This is a genomic window from Lysobacter soli (assembly GCF_009755585.1).
Taxonomy (GTDB): Bacteria; Pseudomonadota; Gammaproteobacteria; order Xanthomonadales; family Xanthomonadaceae; genus Lysobacter_J; species Lysobacter_J soli.
Window position 1 is genome coordinate 2,213,751 of sequence record NZ_CP046603.1, and the last position, 15,335, is coordinate 2,229,085.

General features: G+C 67.9%; 16 protein-coding genes. 12 read left to right on the forward strand and 4 right to left on the reverse strand.

Annotation, left to right across the window (positions count from 1 at the left end):
• The first annotated feature begins 20 nt into the window (after positions 1–20).
• From GOY17_RS09890 to GOY17_RS09935, 10 genes are all read left to right on the forward strand, one after another.
• The gene (locus GOY17_RS09890; protein WP_232338394.1) at positions 21–734 is read left to right on the forward strand and encodes a FadR/GntR family transcriptional regulator; all 714 of its coding nucleotides are present in this window, start codon (positions 21–23) and stop codon (positions 732–734) included.
• 37 nt (positions 735–771) lie between these two features.
• A complete protein-coding gene (locus GOY17_RS09895; RefSeq protein ID WP_157030280.1) occupies positions 772–1,398 on the forward strand; it encodes a 2-dehydro-3-deoxy-6-phosphogalactonate aldolase in 627 nt (208 codons plus the stop codon).
• 35 nt (positions 1,399–1,433) lie between these two features.
• Positions 1,434–2,582, forward strand: coding sequence for a galactonate dehydratase (dgoD, locus tag GOY17_RS09900; RefSeq protein ID WP_157030281.1), 1,149 nt, complete (start codon positions 1,434–1,436; stop codon positions 2,580–2,582).
• Between the two features lie 5 nt (positions 2,583–2,587).
• Positions 2,588–3,358 carry an SDR family NAD(P)-dependent oxidoreductase gene (locus tag GOY17_RS09905; protein ID WP_232338395.1) on the forward strand — a complete coding sequence of 257 codons (771 nt, stop codon included), beginning with the start codon at positions 2,588–2,590 and terminating at the stop codon, positions 3,356–3,358.
• A complete protein-coding gene (locus GOY17_RS09910) occupies positions 3,355–4,260 on the forward strand; it encodes an SMP-30/gluconolactonase/LRE family protein (protein ID WP_157030283.1) in 906 nt (301 codons plus the stop codon). The genes GOY17_RS09905 and GOY17_RS09910 overlap by 4 nt, the downstream gene beginning before the upstream one ends.
• Before the next feature lie 30 nt (positions 4,261–4,290).
• Positions 4,291–5,853, forward strand: a complete 1,563-nt coding sequence (locus tag GOY17_RS09915) for a sodium/sugar symporter (protein WP_157030284.1) — start codon at positions 4,291–4,293, stop codon at positions 5,851–5,853.
• Between the two features lie 2 nt (positions 5,854–5,855).
• Positions 5,856–6,872: a sialidase family protein gene (locus tag GOY17_RS09920; protein WP_157030285.1), complete on the forward strand. Its 1,017-nt coding sequence runs from the start codon at positions 5,856–5,858 to the stop codon at positions 6,870–6,872.
• Between the two features lie 142 nt (positions 6,873–7,014).
• Positions 7,015–8,337 carry a tetratricopeptide repeat protein gene (locus GOY17_RS09925; protein WP_157030286.1) on the forward strand — a complete coding sequence of 441 codons (1,323 nt, stop codon included), beginning with the start codon at positions 7,015–7,017 and terminating at the stop codon, positions 8,335–8,337.
• Positions 8,318–8,776 carry a DUF6491 family protein gene (locus tag GOY17_RS09930; RefSeq protein ID WP_157030287.1) on the forward strand — a complete coding sequence of 153 codons (459 nt, stop codon included), beginning with the start codon at positions 8,318–8,320 and terminating at the stop codon, positions 8,774–8,776. Before GOY17_RS09925 ends, GOY17_RS09930 begins: the two co-directional genes overlap by 20 nt.
• Positions 8,773–9,294: a hypothetical protein gene (locus GOY17_RS09935; RefSeq protein WP_157030288.1), complete on the forward strand. Its 522-nt coding sequence runs from the start codon at positions 8,773–8,775 to the stop codon at positions 9,292–9,294. The genes GOY17_RS09930 and GOY17_RS09935 overlap by 4 nt, the downstream gene beginning before the upstream one ends.
• A gap of 3 nt (positions 9,295–9,297) precedes the next feature.
• On the opposite strand, the gene GOY17_RS09940 is transcribed toward GOY17_RS09935, so the two are convergent.
• The 3 genes from GOY17_RS09940 to GOY17_RS09950 are packed head-to-tail and all read right to left on the reverse strand — an operon-like array spanning position 9,298 to position 12,275.
• Positions 9,298–9,756 carry a hypothetical protein gene (locus tag GOY17_RS09940; RefSeq protein ID WP_157030289.1) on the reverse strand — a complete coding sequence of 153 codons (459 nt, stop codon included), beginning with the start codon at positions 9,754–9,756 and terminating at the stop codon, positions 9,298–9,300.
• 27 nt (positions 9,757–9,783) lie between these two features.
• Positions 9,784–10,824, reverse strand: coding sequence for an AI-2E family transporter (locus GOY17_RS09945; protein ID WP_157030290.1), 1,041 nt, complete (start codon positions 10,822–10,824; stop codon positions 9,784–9,786).
• Positions 10,825–10,835: 11 nt separating this feature from the next.
• Positions 10,836–12,275, reverse strand: coding sequence for a MipA/OmpV family protein (locus GOY17_RS09950; RefSeq protein WP_157030291.1), 1,440 nt, complete (start codon positions 12,273–12,275; stop codon positions 10,836–10,838).
• Positions 12,276–12,505: 230 nt separating this feature from the next.
• Here GOY17_RS09950 and GOY17_RS09955 point away from each other — a divergent pair, with 230 nt between their 5' ends.
• Both GOY17_RS09955 and GOY17_RS09960 read left to right on the forward strand, forming a co-directional pair.
• Positions 12,506–12,964, forward strand: a complete 459-nt coding sequence (locus tag GOY17_RS09955) for an outer membrane lipoprotein (protein ID WP_198173644.1) — start codon at positions 12,506–12,508, stop codon at positions 12,962–12,964.
• 99 nt (positions 12,965–13,063) lie between these two features.
• Positions 13,064–13,540 (forward strand): DUF6491 family protein, encoded by a 477-nt coding sequence (locus GOY17_RS09960; RefSeq protein WP_157030292.1) that lies wholly within the window; start codon positions 13,064–13,066, stop codon positions 13,538–13,540.
• Between the two features lie 2 nt (positions 13,541–13,542).
• Here GOY17_RS09960 and GOY17_RS09965 read toward each other — a convergent pair whose 3' ends face one another.
• Entirely contained in the window at positions 13,543–15,276 is a 1,734-nt protein-coding gene (locus tag GOY17_RS09965; RefSeq protein WP_157030293.1) for an alpha/beta hydrolase, read from the reverse strand.
• Positions 15,277–15,335: the final 59 nt, after the last annotated feature.

Sequence of the window (15,335 nt, forward strand, 5' to 3'; positions counted from 1 at the left end):
TGCGTCGTGGAGGGGGACCAGTGAGACAGATCGCGGTGCGGAACCTGCACAACCAGGTCATCCAGGAACTCGGCCGGCTGATCGTCAGCGGCGAGATCAAGCCCGGCGAACTGCTGCCGCGCGAGGAAGCGCTGGCGCAGCGCATGGCGGTCAGCCGCACCGCGCTGCGCGAAGCGCTGAAGGTGCTGGGCTCCAAGGGCCTGATCGAAACCAAGCAGAAGACCGGCTCGCGCGTGCGCGACACGCGCTACTGGAACCAGCTCGATGCGGACATCCTGGCGTGGCGCTGCGCGTCGATGCCGACGGAGGACTTCGTCGAGAAGCTGGTGGAGATGCGCGAGATCATCGAACCGGCTGCCGCAGCCGCGGCCGCGCGCAAGCGCACGCCGGAGCAGCTGGCACGCATCAAGTCCGCGTACGAGGCGATGGACGCATCGAAGGATCTGGACGCCTGGGCGAAGGCCGACCTGGAATTCCACGAGTGCGTGCTGGACGCGGCCAACAACGAACTGATGGGCTCGTTGTTCTCGGTGATCGACACCGCGCTGGGCGCGTACTTCCTGCTGTCGGCGAAGACCGCCGTGGACTTCAAGTATTCGCTGCCGCGGCACTTCGCGGTGTACGACGCGATCCGGCTGAAGCGGCCGGAGCAGGCGCGCGAAGCGATGCACGGCATGATCGTCGACTCCCGCGCGAACATCAAAGGACGACGCGCGCGCAAGACGGCGCGCTAGGCCGGAACACCCCCGCACCAACATCGACGGAGTGCGCATGAGCACCGCGTGGCTGCAACCCCTTCCCCTGGTTGCGATCCTGCGCGGGCTCACCCCGCAGGACGCATTACCCGTCGGCGCCGCGCTGTTCGACGCCGGTTTCCGCGTCATCGAAGTGCCGCTCAATTCGCCGCAACCGCTGGAGAGCATCGCGCTGCTCGCGCGCGAGTTCGGCGACCGCTGCCTCGTCGGCGCCGGCACCGTGCTGACGCCCGAGCAGGTCGCGCAGGTGAAAAACGCAGGCGGCAAGCTCATCGTCATGCCGCACGGCGACACGACCGTCATCCGCGCCGCGAAGGCCGCCGGTCTGGTCTGCACGCCCGGCGTCGCCACGCCGACCGAAGCCTTCGCCGCGCTCGCCGCAGGCGCCGACGCGCTGAAGCTGTTTCCTGCCGAACAACTCCCGCCTCCGGTGCTGAAGGCGTGGTCGAGCGTGTTGCCCAAGGGCACCGCGCTGCTGCCCGTCGGCGGCATCACGCCCGACAACATGGGTGCCTACCGCAAGGCCGGCGCCGCCGGCTTCGGCATCGGCTCCGCACTGTATTCGCCCGGCATCGACGCCACCGAAACCGCGCGCCGCGCGCGCGCCTTCGTCGACGGCTGGAACTCGATCAACCTCACCTGACCGACCGCACGCAACGAGCACGGACCCCCACACGCATGAAGATCACCGCCATTTCCACTTTCCTCGTGCCGCCGCGCTGGTGTTTCGTGCGCATCGACACCGATGCCGGCATCAGCGGCTGGGGAGAGCCTATCGTCGAAGGCCGCGCGCATACCGTCGCGGCAGCCGTCGACGAACTGTCCGATTACCTCATCGGCAAGGATCCGCGTTTCATCGAGGACCACTGGAACGTGATGTACCGCGGCGGCTTCTACCGCGGCGGCCCGATCCTGATGAGCGCGCTCGCCGGTATCGACCAGGCGTTGTGGGACATCCACGGCAAGGCGCTCGGCGTGCCGGTGCATGCGCTGCTCGGTGGCCAGGTGCGCGATCGCATCCGCGTGTACTCGTGGATCGGCGGCGACCGCCCGGCCGAAACCGCACGCGCCGCGAAGGACGCCGTCGCGCGTGGCTTCAGCGCCGTGAAGATGAACGCCACCGAGGAAGTGCAGTTCGTCGATACGCACGAGAAGGTCTCGCGCGTGCTGGAAAACGTGCAGGCCGTGCGCGACGCGGTCGGTCGCGAAGTCGGCCTTGCGGTCGATTTCCACGGTCGCGTGCACAAGCCGATGGCGAAGGTGCTGATGCGCGAGCTGGCGCCGTTCGGCCTCATGTTCATCGAGGAACCGGTGCTGTCCGAGCACCTGGAATGCATTCCCGAACTCGCCTCGCTCTCCCCTGCCCCGATCGCGCTGGGTGAGCGCCTGTACTCGCGCTTCGACTTCAAGCGCGTGCTGCAGACCGGCGGCGTGGACATCATCCAGCCCGATCCGTCGCATTCGGGCGGCATCACCGAAACGCGCAAGATCGCCGCGATGGCCGAAGCCTTCGACGTCGCGCTCGCGCTGCACTGCCCGCTCGGCCCGATCGCACTTGCAGCGAACCTGCAGCTAGATGCGGTCTGCTACAACGCGTTCATCCAGGAACAGAGCCTGGGCATTCACTACAACGCCAACAACGACCTGCTCGACTACCTGACCGATCGCGCGCCCTTTGCATACGAAGGCGGCTACGTCGCGATCCCGCAGGGGCCGGGCCTGGGCATCGAGATCAACCAGGAATACGTCGACGAACGCGCCGCCGAAGGCCATCGCTGGCGCAATCCGATCTGGCGCCACGCCGACGGCAGCGTGGCGGAATGGTGAGCGAGATGACCGACGATTCCATGGCGCGTTACCCGAGTCTCGCCAGCCGCGCCGTGCTCATCACCGGTGGCGCGACCGGCATCGGCGCTAGCTTCGTCGAGCACTTCGCGCGCCAGGGCGCACGCGTCGCATTCCTCGACATCGACGACGCTGGCGCGCAGGCGCTGATCGACGAACTCCGCGGCGTCGAACACGCACCGGTGTACCTGCGCTGCGACGTGACGAATCTCGATGCGCTGCACGGCGCCATCTCGCAGGCACGCGAGCGCATCGGCCGCATCCCCGTGCTGGTGAACAACGCCGCCAACGACGTGCGCCATTCCTTCGGCAGCACGACCGCGGCGGACTTCGAACGCAACATCGCCGTCAACCTGCGTCATCAGTATTTCGCGACGCAGGCCGTCGTCGACGACATGCGCGCGCTCGGCGGTGGTTCGGTGATCTGCCTCGGCTCGACCGGCTGGATGATCAAGAACGCCGGCTATCCGATGTACGCCATGGCGAAATCCGCCGTGCACGGGCTGGTGAACGGCCTCGCGCGCGAACTTGGCCGCGACCGCATCCGCATCAACGCGCTCGTGCCGGGCTGGGTCATCACCGAGAAGCAGAAGCGCCTGTGGCTGGACGAGGAAGGCGAAGCCCAGATCGCGCGCGCGCAGTGCCTGCCCGGTCACCTGAAGCCCGAAGACCTCGCGCGCATGGCGCTGTTCCTCGCCGCCGACGACAGCCGCATGTGCACGGGCCAGGACTTCATCGTGGACGGAGGCTGGGTTTGAGCGTCGACGTTCGCGTCGCGGTCCAGTCCGGCCACGCGCTGGGCGAAGGCGTGCTGTGGTGCGATCGCACGCAATCGCTGCTGTGGACCGACATCCACGCATCGATGCTCTGGCGTTACGTGCCCGGCGACGGCACGGTGCGCAGCTGGCCGATGCCGGAGCGTCTCGCATCGTTCGCGCTGTGCGTCGCCGATGGCTGGCTGCTGCTCGCGCTCGCGTCGCGACTCGCGTTCTTCCATTTCGGCACCGGCGAGATCCGCGAGATCCGAACGCTTCCCATCGCGCCGGAAACGCGTGCGAACGACGGCGCCTGCGATCGCCAGGGGCGTTTCGTCTTCGGAACCCTGCACGAACCCGCGCATGGACCGAAGGGCGCGCATGGCCAGTTCCTGCGGCTGGACGCGGACCTCGCGCTGCAGGAACTGCCGCTGCCGCGCGTCGCGATCGCCAACTCGGTCGCCTTCAGTCCCGATGGCGGCACGATGTACTTCTGCGATTCGCTGCAGAAGCGGATCCTGCAATGCGAATACGGCGACGAAGTCGGTGCGGTGTGCACCTTCGTCGACCTGACGTCGCTGGAAGGCGGCGAACCAGACGGTTCTAGCGTGGACAGCGAAGGCGGCGTGTGGAACGCGCAATGGGGCGCGTCGCGCGTCGTGCGTTACCGCGCTGACGGCCGCGAGGATCGCGTCGTCGCCCTTCCTACCGCGCAGCCCACGCGTCCGGCCTTCGGCGGCCCGTCGCTGGCCACGCTTTACGTCACCAGCGCGCACGACGGCATGACCGACGCCGCGCGCTCGATCGATCGCCATGCCGGCGATGTGCTCGCGTTCGAGCCCGGCATCACCGGCCTGCGCGAGCCGCGTTTCGCCGGCGACCCCGATGCCGTGCGGCGTCGCTGACGCCCTGCCCACCTTGCGGAGATTTGTCGAATGAGTCTTTCCACCCTCGATGTCGGCATCGTGCTGGCGTACCTGGCGGGCATCTTCGTGCTCGCGCAGTGGGTCTCGCGCGAGAAGGGCGGGCACCAGAAATCGGCGCAGGACTACTTCCTCGCCAGCCGCGCCCTGCCCTGGTGGGCCATCGGCGCGTCGCTGATCGCGGCGAATATTTCCGCCGAGCAGATCATCGGCATGTCCGGCTCGGGGTACGCCATCGGCCTTGCCATCGCGTCGTACGAATGGATGGCCGCGCTGACGCTGCTGATCGTCGGCAAATGGTTCCTGCCGATCTTCCTGCGCAACCAGGTCACGACGATGCCGCAGTTCCTGGAGGAACGGTACGGCAACCGCATCCGCACGCTGATGGCGGTGTTCTGGCTCGGGCTGTACGTGTTCGTGAACCTGACGTCGATCCTCTGGCTGGGCTCGATCGCCGTGTCGCAGGTCGCGGGCATGGACCAGACGCTCGCGCTGATCCTGCTGGGCCTGTTCGCGCTGGCCTACCAGCTGTACGGCGGACTGAAGGCGGTGGCGCTGACCGACATCGTGCAGGTCACGCTGCTGGTGCTGGGCGGCCTGCTGGTCACCGGCATCACGCTGAGCCAGATCGGCGACGGCAGCATCGTGCAGGGCTTCCACACGCTGTGGACGACGCATCCCGGCAAGTTCCAGATGATCCTCGACCCGTCCAATCCCTTCTACAAGGACCTGCCGGGCCTGTCGGTGCTGCTGGGCGGACTGTGGATCGCGAACCTCAGCTACTGGGGTTTCAACCAGTACATCATCCAGCGTGCGCTGGCGGCCAAGGACATCCGCGAAGCGCAGAAAGGCGTGGTGTTCGCCGCGTTCCTGAAGCTGCTGATGCCGGTGATCGTGGTGCTGCCGGGCATCGCCGCGGTAATGCTGGCGCCGTCGCTCGAACGCCCCGATGCGGCGTATCCGACGATGATGCGCCTGCTGCCGAGCGGCGTGCTCGGCCTGGTGTTCGCGGCACTCGTGGCGGCGATCGTCGCCTCGCTCGCCTCGAAGATCAATTCGGTCGCGACGATCTTCACGCTGGACTTCTACGCCAAGCGCGACACGCAGGCCTCGCAGCCCAAGCTGGTGCGCGTGGGCCGCATCGCCGCCGCGGTGTCCATCGTCATCGCCGTGCTCACCGCACGCCCGCTGCTGGGCAGTTTCGACCAGGGGTTCCAGTACATCCAGGAATTCACGGGCTTCTTCACGCCGGGCATCGTGGTGATCTTCCTGCAGGGACTGTTCTGGAAGCGCGCCAACGAAGCCGGCGCGCTCGCCGCGGCCATCGGTTCGTTCGTGCTGTCGCTGGCACTGAAGCTGCTGTGGCCGGATCTTCCCTTCATGGATCGCATCGGCCTGGTGTTCCTCCTCTCGTTCGCGCTGGCCACCGTGGTTGCGCTGGCGACACCAGCCAGCGGCGCGCGCGACCGCATCCGCACCGATGACGTGAGCTACAAGACCGCGCCTTCGTTCAACGTGGCGTCGCTCGCGGTGCTGGCGATCCTCGTCGCGCTGTACGCGACGTTCTGGCACTGACGATGCGCGGCTTCGTTCTCGCGCTCGCCCTGCTTGCCTTGCAGCCCTGCGCGTCTGCGGCGGTGCAGTGGACCGACACCGCCACCGTGGCCGAAAGCAAAGCGGCGTGGGGGCGGCTCGCACGACTCCCGGATGGTCGCTGGCTCGCGGTGACCACGCGATTCCACGGCAAGGGCACGCCGACGACGCTGACGATCTCGCTCGGCGACTCACGTGGCCGCGAGTGGAAGGAGTTGTCGTCGGTCGCCGAGCCGGGCCGCAACATCGACAACGGCGAACTGCTGGTGCTGCCGGACGGACGCATCCTGCTCGGCATGCGTTCGCTTGTCGAAGGCAAGTCGTATCGCCTGAACGTGCACGCAAGCAACGACGGCGGCCGCACGTGGCGGTTCCTCAGCACGATCGACCGCAACGAAAACCCGCGCGGGCGCAAGGATCGCGGCGTGTGGGAACCGGTGTTCACGCTGCTGCCCGATGGCGCGCTGTCGGTGCTTTATGCCGACGAGACGCTCGCCGACGGCAAGCCCTCGTACAACCAGGTCGTGTCGCAGCGCATCTCGCGCGACCACGGCGCGACATGGGGTGCGAAGTCCGTGCTCGTCGCCGAACCCGGCGGCGGCAAGCTGCGCCCCGGCATGCCGGTGATGTCGCGCATGCAGGATGGTCGCTACCTGCTCGTATTCGAGACGTGCGGCGACGATCCGCAATGTCCGGTGTCGACGAAGATTTCGAACGATGGCGTGACATGGCCCGACGGCCTCGGCACGCCGCTCGCCGACCAGCGTTGCGGCCCGCAGCTCACAACGACCACCCGCGGGACGGTGTTCGTCACCTCGTGCCAGAACGAAGTCACCTGGAGCGAGGACAATGGCGCGAGCTGGAAACGCGTCACGCCGCCGGCGTGGCCCTTCGGCTTCCGCCACACATGGCCGGCGATCTACCAGTTCGGCGACAACGAGATCGGCGTGATCAACGGCGTGCCGGGCGGCGGCGTGCAGATCCGCTTCGGCACGTTCTGAAGCGGACTGCGCAGCTTAACGGGCACAAGCCCTCCACTCTCGCGCCTCTCCTTGACACCCCGTTAACGCGTGTCACAGCCAGATAGCGCTCGCGCGTGAAGCCGAGCTCTGGCGCGCCGAGCCGTTACGGCAGGGAGGAGCCATGCGACGCCCAGACAGACCGCCCGGTGGTATTGGCCGCATCGTGTGCCTGTGTGTCGCGATGCTCGCCGCCTCGGCGGTGAACGCGCAGGATGCACTGTCCGAGGCGCAGTCGCTGCTGTCGCAGAAGCGCTACGCCGAAGCGCTGGAGCGGCTCGCACCGCAGGAATCGGCCAGCGCGGAGGACGCGAACTACCAGTACGTCCTGGGGCGCGCCGCACTCGGCGCAGACGATGCCGAACGCGCACGCGTCGCACTCGAACGCAGCATCGAACTCGACCCCGACAACGCGAATGCGCATCTCGCACTCGGCCGCGCGTACCACGCACTCGGCCAGCACGCGAACGCGATCAACCAGTTCGAGATCGCGATGCACTTCGACAACCTTCCGCCTGACCTGATCACGCAGTCGCAGATCTACGATGACGCTGCACGCGAAGCACTGGATGAAGGTCGGCGCACCAGCACGTTCGGCTATGCGGCGACCGGGATCGGGCGTTATCGCGTGAACTCCACGCGCGGCACGAACACGTTCGGTGGCGGCGATCGTCGCGAGACCTTCTACAACCTTCGCGTCGGCGGCGGGCTCAGCCACGCGCTTTCGAGCGGCACGTCGCTCGACGGAACGCTCGACTATCGCCATCGCGAGTACGATGCCGGATCCCGCGACGATCGCGACCTGCGCTGGAGTTTCGCCGCGAGCCACGGCGTGAACGACAGCCGTTTTTCCGGTGGCATTCGCGGCCGCGTGAGCTATCGCGGCAATGGCGATTACCGCAACGACGTCGCGGGATTCTTCGACTACACGCACAACATGGACGTGGAGTCGCAGCTGACGGCCGGCCTGTCGGTGCAGCGCCGACGCTACCCCGAAGGGCCGCTGCGCGATCGCAGCCGCACCACGACCACCGGCAGCGTCGGCTGGTCACACTCGTTCAACGATGGCGCGGCGAACTTCGGCATCACCGGGCATGCCGGCCGCAACACGGCGACGTCGCGACCCGATGGCGATTCCGACGTCTTCGGCGCCACCGCGAACCTCGACTGGACCTTCAGCGACACGCTCGATGCGTTCTTGTTCGTCTGGTGGGAACGCGACGACTTCAGCGCCGACGACGTCCGCTTCCATCCCGATGAACGCGACGAGGCCGCGACGTTCAGCCGCAAGGACAACCTGTACGAAGGCGGCGCCGGGCTCGTGTGGGCCTTCACGGACGGCTGGTCGCTTCGCCCGGAACTGCTGTACATCCGCGACCAGAGCAACGTCGTCGCGCTCAACTACAGTTCGACGGAGGTCTGGTTGAATGTCCGCGCGGATTTCTGAGGCGCTGTACAGGCTCGTTCCCATCGCGACCCTCGCGCTGCTGTGCGCCTGCGCGCACACGCCCGCCGATCCGCAGGAACGGCTCGCGCGATATCGCCAGCATGCAGGCACGCCGGTCGCGGGCATCGACTACGCACGCAACATGCGATGGGAAGCGCTCGGCGACCAGGCGCTGGCGGTCTGGCCGCGGCGCGACAACGGCTTCCTGCTCGAGCTCGCGTCTCCGTGCACGGGCCTCGACACGGCGACGTCGATCCAGATCACGCGCAGCGAAGGCCGCGTGCAATCGCGACGCGATGCCGTGCGCGTGATGTCGATGCCCGGCGCGCGGCCGATGCAGCGTCCGCCCTGCCCCATCATGCTGATCAGCCCCATCCGGGAAGCACCCGCGGCGGGCGAACTTCGCGATGTCGACGACGCCGAAGGAGCCGGACCATGACACGCCATCACGCCTCCAGCGGCGCGTCGCATCGCGCCACGCTGATCGGCATCGCGATCCTCGCGGCGCTCGCGGTGCTCATGTTCTCGATGTTCGACCGGCGCAGCAGCCAGGACGCACCACCCGGTGCCCTGGTGGAGCGCGGCATGTCGCCCGGACATCGGCTCCTGAACGAGGAAGCCGGCGGCACGCTGCCGTCGAACTCGCCGCGCATTCCGCGGGCGGATGCGTCGATCACCCGCGTCTCCGCGCGCTTCGGCCTCAGCAAGGATCGCGTCGCCAGTCTTGCCCTATCGACGCGCAACGCCATCGCGAAGTCGCAGCCGGAGGACGTGATCGACGTGCTCGACGCCGCGTTGTTCGCCACCGACGACATGGCGCCCGACGCCGTGCCCGCGCTGCCGCCGGTTCTCGCGGCGTATGCGCAGTCGCGCCTCAACGGCGCCGGCGTGCCGGAAGCGCGCGCGGTGGCGCGGTCGTTCGCCGAACTCGCGTCGAATAGCCGCGCGCCACGCTGAGAATCACCGACGACGCCAGCGGCCGCGCAGCGCGGCGATCCGGCCGAAATACAGCGCGAGCAGCGCGCCAATGCTCACAATGAGGATCAGCGCCGTCACGCGCATCCATTCGCCCCGCGCCGCACTCAGGCGCTCGCCGCTCGCGATCTGCTCCAGCTCGGCGACGCACGGCGCGTCCGCCCGCTCGTTCGCGCGCGTCGCGCTGTAGGTGGCGCCGGCGCGACGCTGTTCGGCAACGTCGCCCGTGCGCGTGGCCAGGCGCGCTGCGTCGGTGCCCTGCGCGACGTTGGCGCGGCGACGTTCGAGCTCGCGTCGTGCCTGCGCACGCGTGACCGGTGCCGTCAGGTCCGCGCAGCTTTCGACAGTGCCCGTCGATTGCGCCGTCGGCCACTGCGGCAGGCGGAACACGCCGACCAGCGCAAGCACGACACCGATCGCGATCAGCAGCAGGACACGGTACATGGTCGCCTCCTTGTCAGATGGACTGGCTCATTCGTTCGCACGCGCGCGCCGCGCGGGATCGCCCGACAACAGCTGCGCCCAGTTGCGCGCGGTGGGATGGTGTTCGGCGAACGTCATTGCCGCGATGAGGATCGGCACGCCGATGAACGCGCCCGCGATGCCCCAGAGCATGCTCCACATGAACACCGCGAACAGCACCAGAAACGGCGAGATCGACAACCGGTCGCCCGCCACGCGCGGTTCGAGATAGCTGCCGATCAGGAACTGCACCACGTTCAGCCCGATGAAGATCGCGATTGGAATGACGAAGTTGTCGAACTGTACGATGGCGAACAGCGTCGGGAGCATCGTCGCGAACAACGGGCCGAGGAACGGAATGAAGTTGAGCGCGAACGCGGTGACACCCCACTCCATCGCCAGGTCCATGCCGAACGCGTACGTGAGCGCCCACACGCCCAAGCCGGTCGCCAGGCTCATCACGGCGCGGATGACCATGTAGCGCTGGAATTTCGCCGCCGCCGCGCGACACGCCGCCACCAGTTCCACCTTGTTCGCGCGCACGAGCTTGCGACGCGTCGGCTCGACTTCCAGCAATCCCAGGACGACGAACACCAGCGCGATCACGACGAAGCTCGCGACGTACTGCAGGCCGGCACCGAGTCGCTGCAATGCGGCGAACAGCCAGCGCGGGTCGAAGTTGTGCACGAACTCGCTGGCCAGATACAACCCATGCCCTTGCAACCATGTATCCATCTGCACGTATGCCGCCTGGAATGCGGCTGCGTTGGCGATCGCCCACAGCACGGCGCGATTGAGGCTCCACAGCACCAGGCTCGCCAGCGTGACCATCACGCCGCCGGCGACCACTACGGTCACGAGCATGGCGAGCACGCGCGGAAGCTTCTTTTCCATCGCGTCCTGCAAGGGCCACACGATGGCGACGATGAAGATCGCGAAGAACACCGGCGCGAACAGCGAACGCCCGAGATACAGCGCCAGCAGGATCACGAACACCGCGCTGATGCCGAGGAGCATCGCAAGCGGCGTCGGGATGCGTTCGTCGCGCATGGATCGGCCCGTCAGAACGCGGCTTCGAGGTACGCGTACAGGTAATTGGAGCCGCCATCGACGGTGCCCAGCAGCTGCGACGTGGCGAAGATGCCGGACCGGTGCGACACCGCAAACCCGAAGTAAACGTCGTGCCAGCGCTTGTTGCCGAACAGGTCGCCGACGCTGACGTCGATGCTCGGCTCCAGGTAGTTGAGCAGCTTGGAGGTGTTGCGTTCGCGCTCGGCCTGCGTGGTCACCTCGCTGTACGGCACGCGTTCGGCGTACGACACGCCGATGCCGAACCCCACGCGCGTGGTCACGCGATGACTCCACGGAAAGCCGTACCAGAAGCCCTTCATGTACGCGTCGACCTGCCAGCCGTCGGGCTGAAGTCCCTTCTCGTCGTGCCGGAGCAGACCGACGTAACCGATGATATCGAGCGGCCAGCCGTTGAACTTCGATACGAACGGACGGCCGACGTGCACGCCGTAGATGTCGGTCGGATCGTCGTCGTTGAGACTCACGCACTGGAGCGTCATGATCCGCACCAGATGGCAGCCGTCGCCCGTATCGCGGCCGTAGAACACCTTCACGTACGTCGGCGAGGTGTCGTCGTCCCAGCGCACCTGCCCGTTGCCGAAGTCGTACGCGGCGCCGGCCATCACGCCCCACTGCACGTCGTCGTCCACGACGGGACTGTTCGTGATCTCCGACGAAAGCTTCGTCACGTACGCGCCGCCGACCAGGCTCCAGTGCTGGAAAATGCGGTACTTCCCGTACAACGCCAACGTCGCGTTCCATCCGTCGCCCGCGTCGTACGCCGGACGGTCGTCGCGCGCTTCGAACGGTGCGACGCCGTAGTAGTAGTCGTTGAGATCGCCGCTTCGCCACGACGCGATCGCCACCGGCTGCAGGCGCCAGCGTTCGCGCTCGATGGTGTACGCGTAACCGGCGCGCACTTCCGTGCCGTGCGAGAGACCCGCCACGTCGTGGCGCACGGCGGCGTCCCAGCGTGATGCGTCGTGCTGGAAGTAGAAGCGCACGCCGAGATCCGCGCCGGTATTGCGCACGGTCATGCCCTCCAGCGAGGAAGGCGCCTCGTCCTCCGGATAGCCTTCCAGGCGCCGCTCGACGAAGCCTTCCAGCCCCATCGTGTCGTTGCGCCACATCCGCACGCCGGCTTCGTTCGCGCGCAGGAAGAAGCGCTCGCCCTCGTAGAGGTACAGCGGCAGGAAGTCGTCGCGCGTGTCGCCGTCGACGTAGGGCGAGGATTCCGCGCGGAACGCGAAGCCCAGGCCGGCGCTGCCGGGCTCGTCGAGCACGGTGCCCATCATCGCGTCCTGCGCGAACGCCGCGATCGGAGTGGCGAGCATCGAGGCGAGCAAGGTCGCGGCAAGCGTGCGGCGGCGCAGCGTGGCGCGATGCCGCAAGGCGGCCGACCGGCGGCGGGTGATCGCTGGCATCGTCATGGCACCGTCCCTCCGGGGACGCCGAGCGCAGCGTGCGCCGCATTCCTCGCGCACGAGCAGCGACAGTCGTTGATTTCGCGTGGGCGCCGCGTGAAGCCTTCGTCACGTCCGGCAGCGGGCCGTCACAAGCGTTTCACCATCGCGTCACTCCGACCGGAGTAATCCGGCGACCACAAGCGCAAGCCGTTGTGGGGCCGGCACCACGCCGGAATGGACATGGAGGCACCGCAATGAAAGTCACCGCAATCAAGGCGACGCTGCTCGTCGTCGGGCTGGTCCTGGCTTCGGGCTGCGCAACGCACAGCACGCCGTCGACGTTCAACCGATCGGAAGTCGGTGCCGCGCGCACCGTCGAGATGGGCACGGTTCGCGGCCTGCGCGATGTTGCAATCCAGAACGACTCGCGTGGCATCGGCACCGCCACGGGCGCGGCGCTGGGCGGTATCGCCGGAAGCACCATCGGCAGCGGCACGCGCGCGAATACGGCCGGCGCAGTGGCCGGTGCCGTCGCTGGCGGCGCGGCCGGCAACGCGATGTCGCGGAACCAGCGCGCCGGCGTGGAGATCACGGTCGAACTCGACTCGGGACGCACCATCGCCGTCACGCAGGACGGCACGAGTCAGCAGTTCCGCGTCGGCGATCGCGTGCAGGTCTCGTCCGACGGCACGACCACACGCGTCACGCGCTGATCCTGCGCGAAACGGAGCCGGCCGGCTCGCGGCCGGTTCCACATCTCGTCGGCGTTCGTTCGTCGGACACGGATTCCATCGGACATGGACGGTAGCGACATGAAACCTCACGCCCTGATTGCCCCGATGCTGGCGGCGGTTGCACTGGCCGCCTGTTCGCACGGCCCGACATTGACCACGCAGGAACGCCTGGATCTGTATCGCGCGCACGCCGGCGCGCCGGTGATGTCGTTCCGGCTGGATCGCATGACCGGCATGCAGCAGTGGACGCCGCTGGGCGACCAGGCGCTGGCGGTGTGGTCCAGCGCCAGCCGCGGGCATCTGCTCGAACTGCGCAACCGGTGTCCGTCGATGCTGTCGGCCGGCGGCATCTCGATCACCAATTCGCTCGGCAACGTCAACGCACGGATGGACAGCGTGGTCCCCCGCACCGCCGGCATGCGCACGTCGTGTCGCATCGACTCGATCCGTCCGATCGACGGCAGCGCCTTGCGCGATGCGAAGCGCGAACTTCGCGACGCGCAGATCGTCGATCGCAGCACGGCGCCAGCGGACGAAGGCACGCCGCAGCCGTAGATTCAGCCCCCGCCTTCGTCTTCGTCGCGCGCGATTTCCGCGGCACGCCGCGCGTCGAGCATGCGCGACAGCCGCGCCAGATCCGCCTCGGACCAGCCGTCGATGCCGGCGACCTGCCGCCACGCGGCGACGTAGTGCGACGGCGCGAAGACGTGGCCGAAACCCATCGGCGCGTCGTCGGCCAGCATCATGTCGAGCACCAGCTGCATCGTGGATACGACCGGATACCAGCGCATCTGCGGCGCCACATCGGGACCGCGCGGATGCAGCCAGTCGGGCGCGCTGAAAAGATCGCGGTGATCGAAGAAGGTGATCGCGTCGCTGGCGTATTGCAGGTACATCACGCGCATCGGACCCCACGGCGCGTCCGTCGGCACGGGCGATCCATCCTGGTTCATGAAACGCACGAAGCGGCCGTCGCGGAATTGCGGCAGCCACGCAGGCGATCCGGGATTGCGCGTGTGCGTCATGCGACGCCATTGCCGCGCCGCGAATGGCGGCCCGCTCCACAAGGCGCCCTGCGGCGGATCGCCAAGCACGTCGAACAGTTCCAGCGAGCGCTCGGAGTTCAGCGCACCCAGACTCAGGCCGTGCAGGTAGAGCCGCGGGCGCGCCTCGCGCGGCAGCGTTCTCCAGTAACCGTAGATCGCCTCGAACAACGCCTGCGAGCTCTCTTCGCCGTACTCGGGTTCGATCAACAGCGAGAACGGGCTCGACAGATACGAGTACTGCATCGCCACGCTGGCGACGTCGCCGCGGCGCAGATACTCGATGGCCTCGATGCCGGCCGGATCGACCCAGCCGGTTCCCGTCGGCGTGATGATCACCAGCGCGCCGCGCGAGAAGCCGCCGACGCGTTTCAGTTCTTCCAGCGCGAGTTGCGCGCGCGCCTGCGCCGAATCCGCCGACGGCAGGCCAGCGTACACGCGCAGCGGCGTGCGTGCGGGCGCACCGGCGAGCGCGCCGATGTCCGTCGTCGTCGGCGCGGACGACACGAAGCGGCGCCCCATCCGCCCCAGGTTTTCCCATGCGATGAGCGATTGCGGGCCGCCCGTTTGCAAGGCGCCGATCGGTGGCGCAGTGTCGGGCGGAATCAGCGCATCGGCCTGGCGGAACGACGAGTCGATGACCTGCAGTGCGATGCGCAGCACGATGCTGTTGCTCAGCACGATCACCACCACCAGCACCGCCGAGACGCCCAGCACGCTGGCGACGCGCCGCGGCAGCACCTTCGCCAGCGAAAGCGAGAACACCACCGCCATCGCGCGAAGCACGCGTGCCAGGGCGAGCCACGCTCCGAACGCGACCAGCGCTGCAGCCGCGACGGTGAACGAATCGGCGCCCTCCTCGGCCGGCATGCGCAGCGCGGCGCGAACGTGGTTCTGCCAATGCGGCGCGCGCCACAGCGCCCACAGCGCGACGAGGGCGCAAAGCCAGTACAGCGCACGCTTCACACGCCACGGCGTGCGCCCGCGCGAGGGCGGCAATTCGAGGTATTCCCACAGCCAGCGCAGGAACACGCCGATGCCGTAACCTGCTGCGAATGCCGTTCCGCCCAGCACGCCCTGCATCGTCGGCGTGCGTGGAATCAGGCTCGGCGAGAACGAGGCGACGAGGAACGCGGTGCCGATCAGCAGGCCTGCCGGCGAGAGCGGCGCGACCAGCCGCGCGAAGGCCGCGGCCCGTTTCCGCGACACTGCGACGATGCCGTTCCGATCGGCGATCTCCGCGCGCATGGCCCCTTCGCGATGGCGTGTCGGGATCGCTGGAGCTTAGGTGGACGCGGCGTTAAGCG

Coding starts and splice junctions, on each gene's coding strand:
- GOY17_RS09920 (WP_157030285.1), top strand. CDS start 5,856: ATGCGCGGCTTCGTTCTCGCGCTCGCCCTGCTTGCCTTGCAGCCCTGC.
- GOY17_RS09905 (WP_232338395.1), top strand. CDS start 2,588: ATGACCGACGATTCCATGGCGCGTTACCCGAGTCTCGCCAGCCGCGCC.
- GOY17_RS09895 (WP_157030280.1), top strand. CDS start 772: ATGAGCACCGCGTGGCTGCAACCCCTTCCCCTGGTTGCGATCCTGCGC.
- GOY17_RS09955 (WP_198173644.1), top strand. CDS start 12,506: ATGAAAGTCACCGCAATCAAGGCGACGCTGCTCGTCGTCGGGCTGGTC.
- dgoD (WP_157030281.1), top strand. CDS start 1,434: ATGAAGATCACCGCCATTTCCACTTTCCTCGTGCCGCCGCGCTGGTGT.
- GOY17_RS09960 (WP_157030292.1), top strand. CDS start 13,064: ATGAAACCTCACGCCCTGATTGCCCCGATGCTGGCGGCGGTTGCACTG.
- GOY17_RS09945 (WP_157030290.1), bottom strand. CDS start 10,824: ATGCGCGACGAACGCATCCCGACGCCGCTTGCGATGCTCCTCGGCATC.
- GOY17_RS09965 (WP_157030293.1), bottom strand. CDS start 15,276: ATGCGCGCGGAGATCGCCGATCGGAACGGCATCGTCGCAGTGTCGCGG.
- GOY17_RS09950 (WP_157030291.1), bottom strand. CDS start 12,275: ATGACGATGCCAGCGATCACCCGCCGCCGGTCGGCCGCCTTGCGGCAT.
- GOY17_RS09925 (WP_157030286.1), top strand. CDS start 7,015: ATGCGACGCCCAGACAGACCGCCCGGTGGTATTGGCCGCATCGTGTGC.
- GOY17_RS09930 (WP_157030287.1), top strand. CDS start 8,318: ATGTCCGCGCGGATTTCTGAGGCGCTGTACAGGCTCGTTCCCATCGCG.
- GOY17_RS09935 (WP_157030288.1), top strand. CDS start 8,773: ATGACACGCCATCACGCCTCCAGCGGCGCGTCGCATCGCGCCACGCTG.
- GOY17_RS09940 (WP_157030289.1), bottom strand. CDS start 9,756: ATGTACCGTGTCCTGCTGCTGATCGCGATCGGTGTCGTGCTTGCGCTG.
- GOY17_RS09915 (WP_157030284.1), top strand. CDS start 4,291: ATGAGTCTTTCCACCCTCGATGTCGGCATCGTGCTGGCGTACCTGGCG.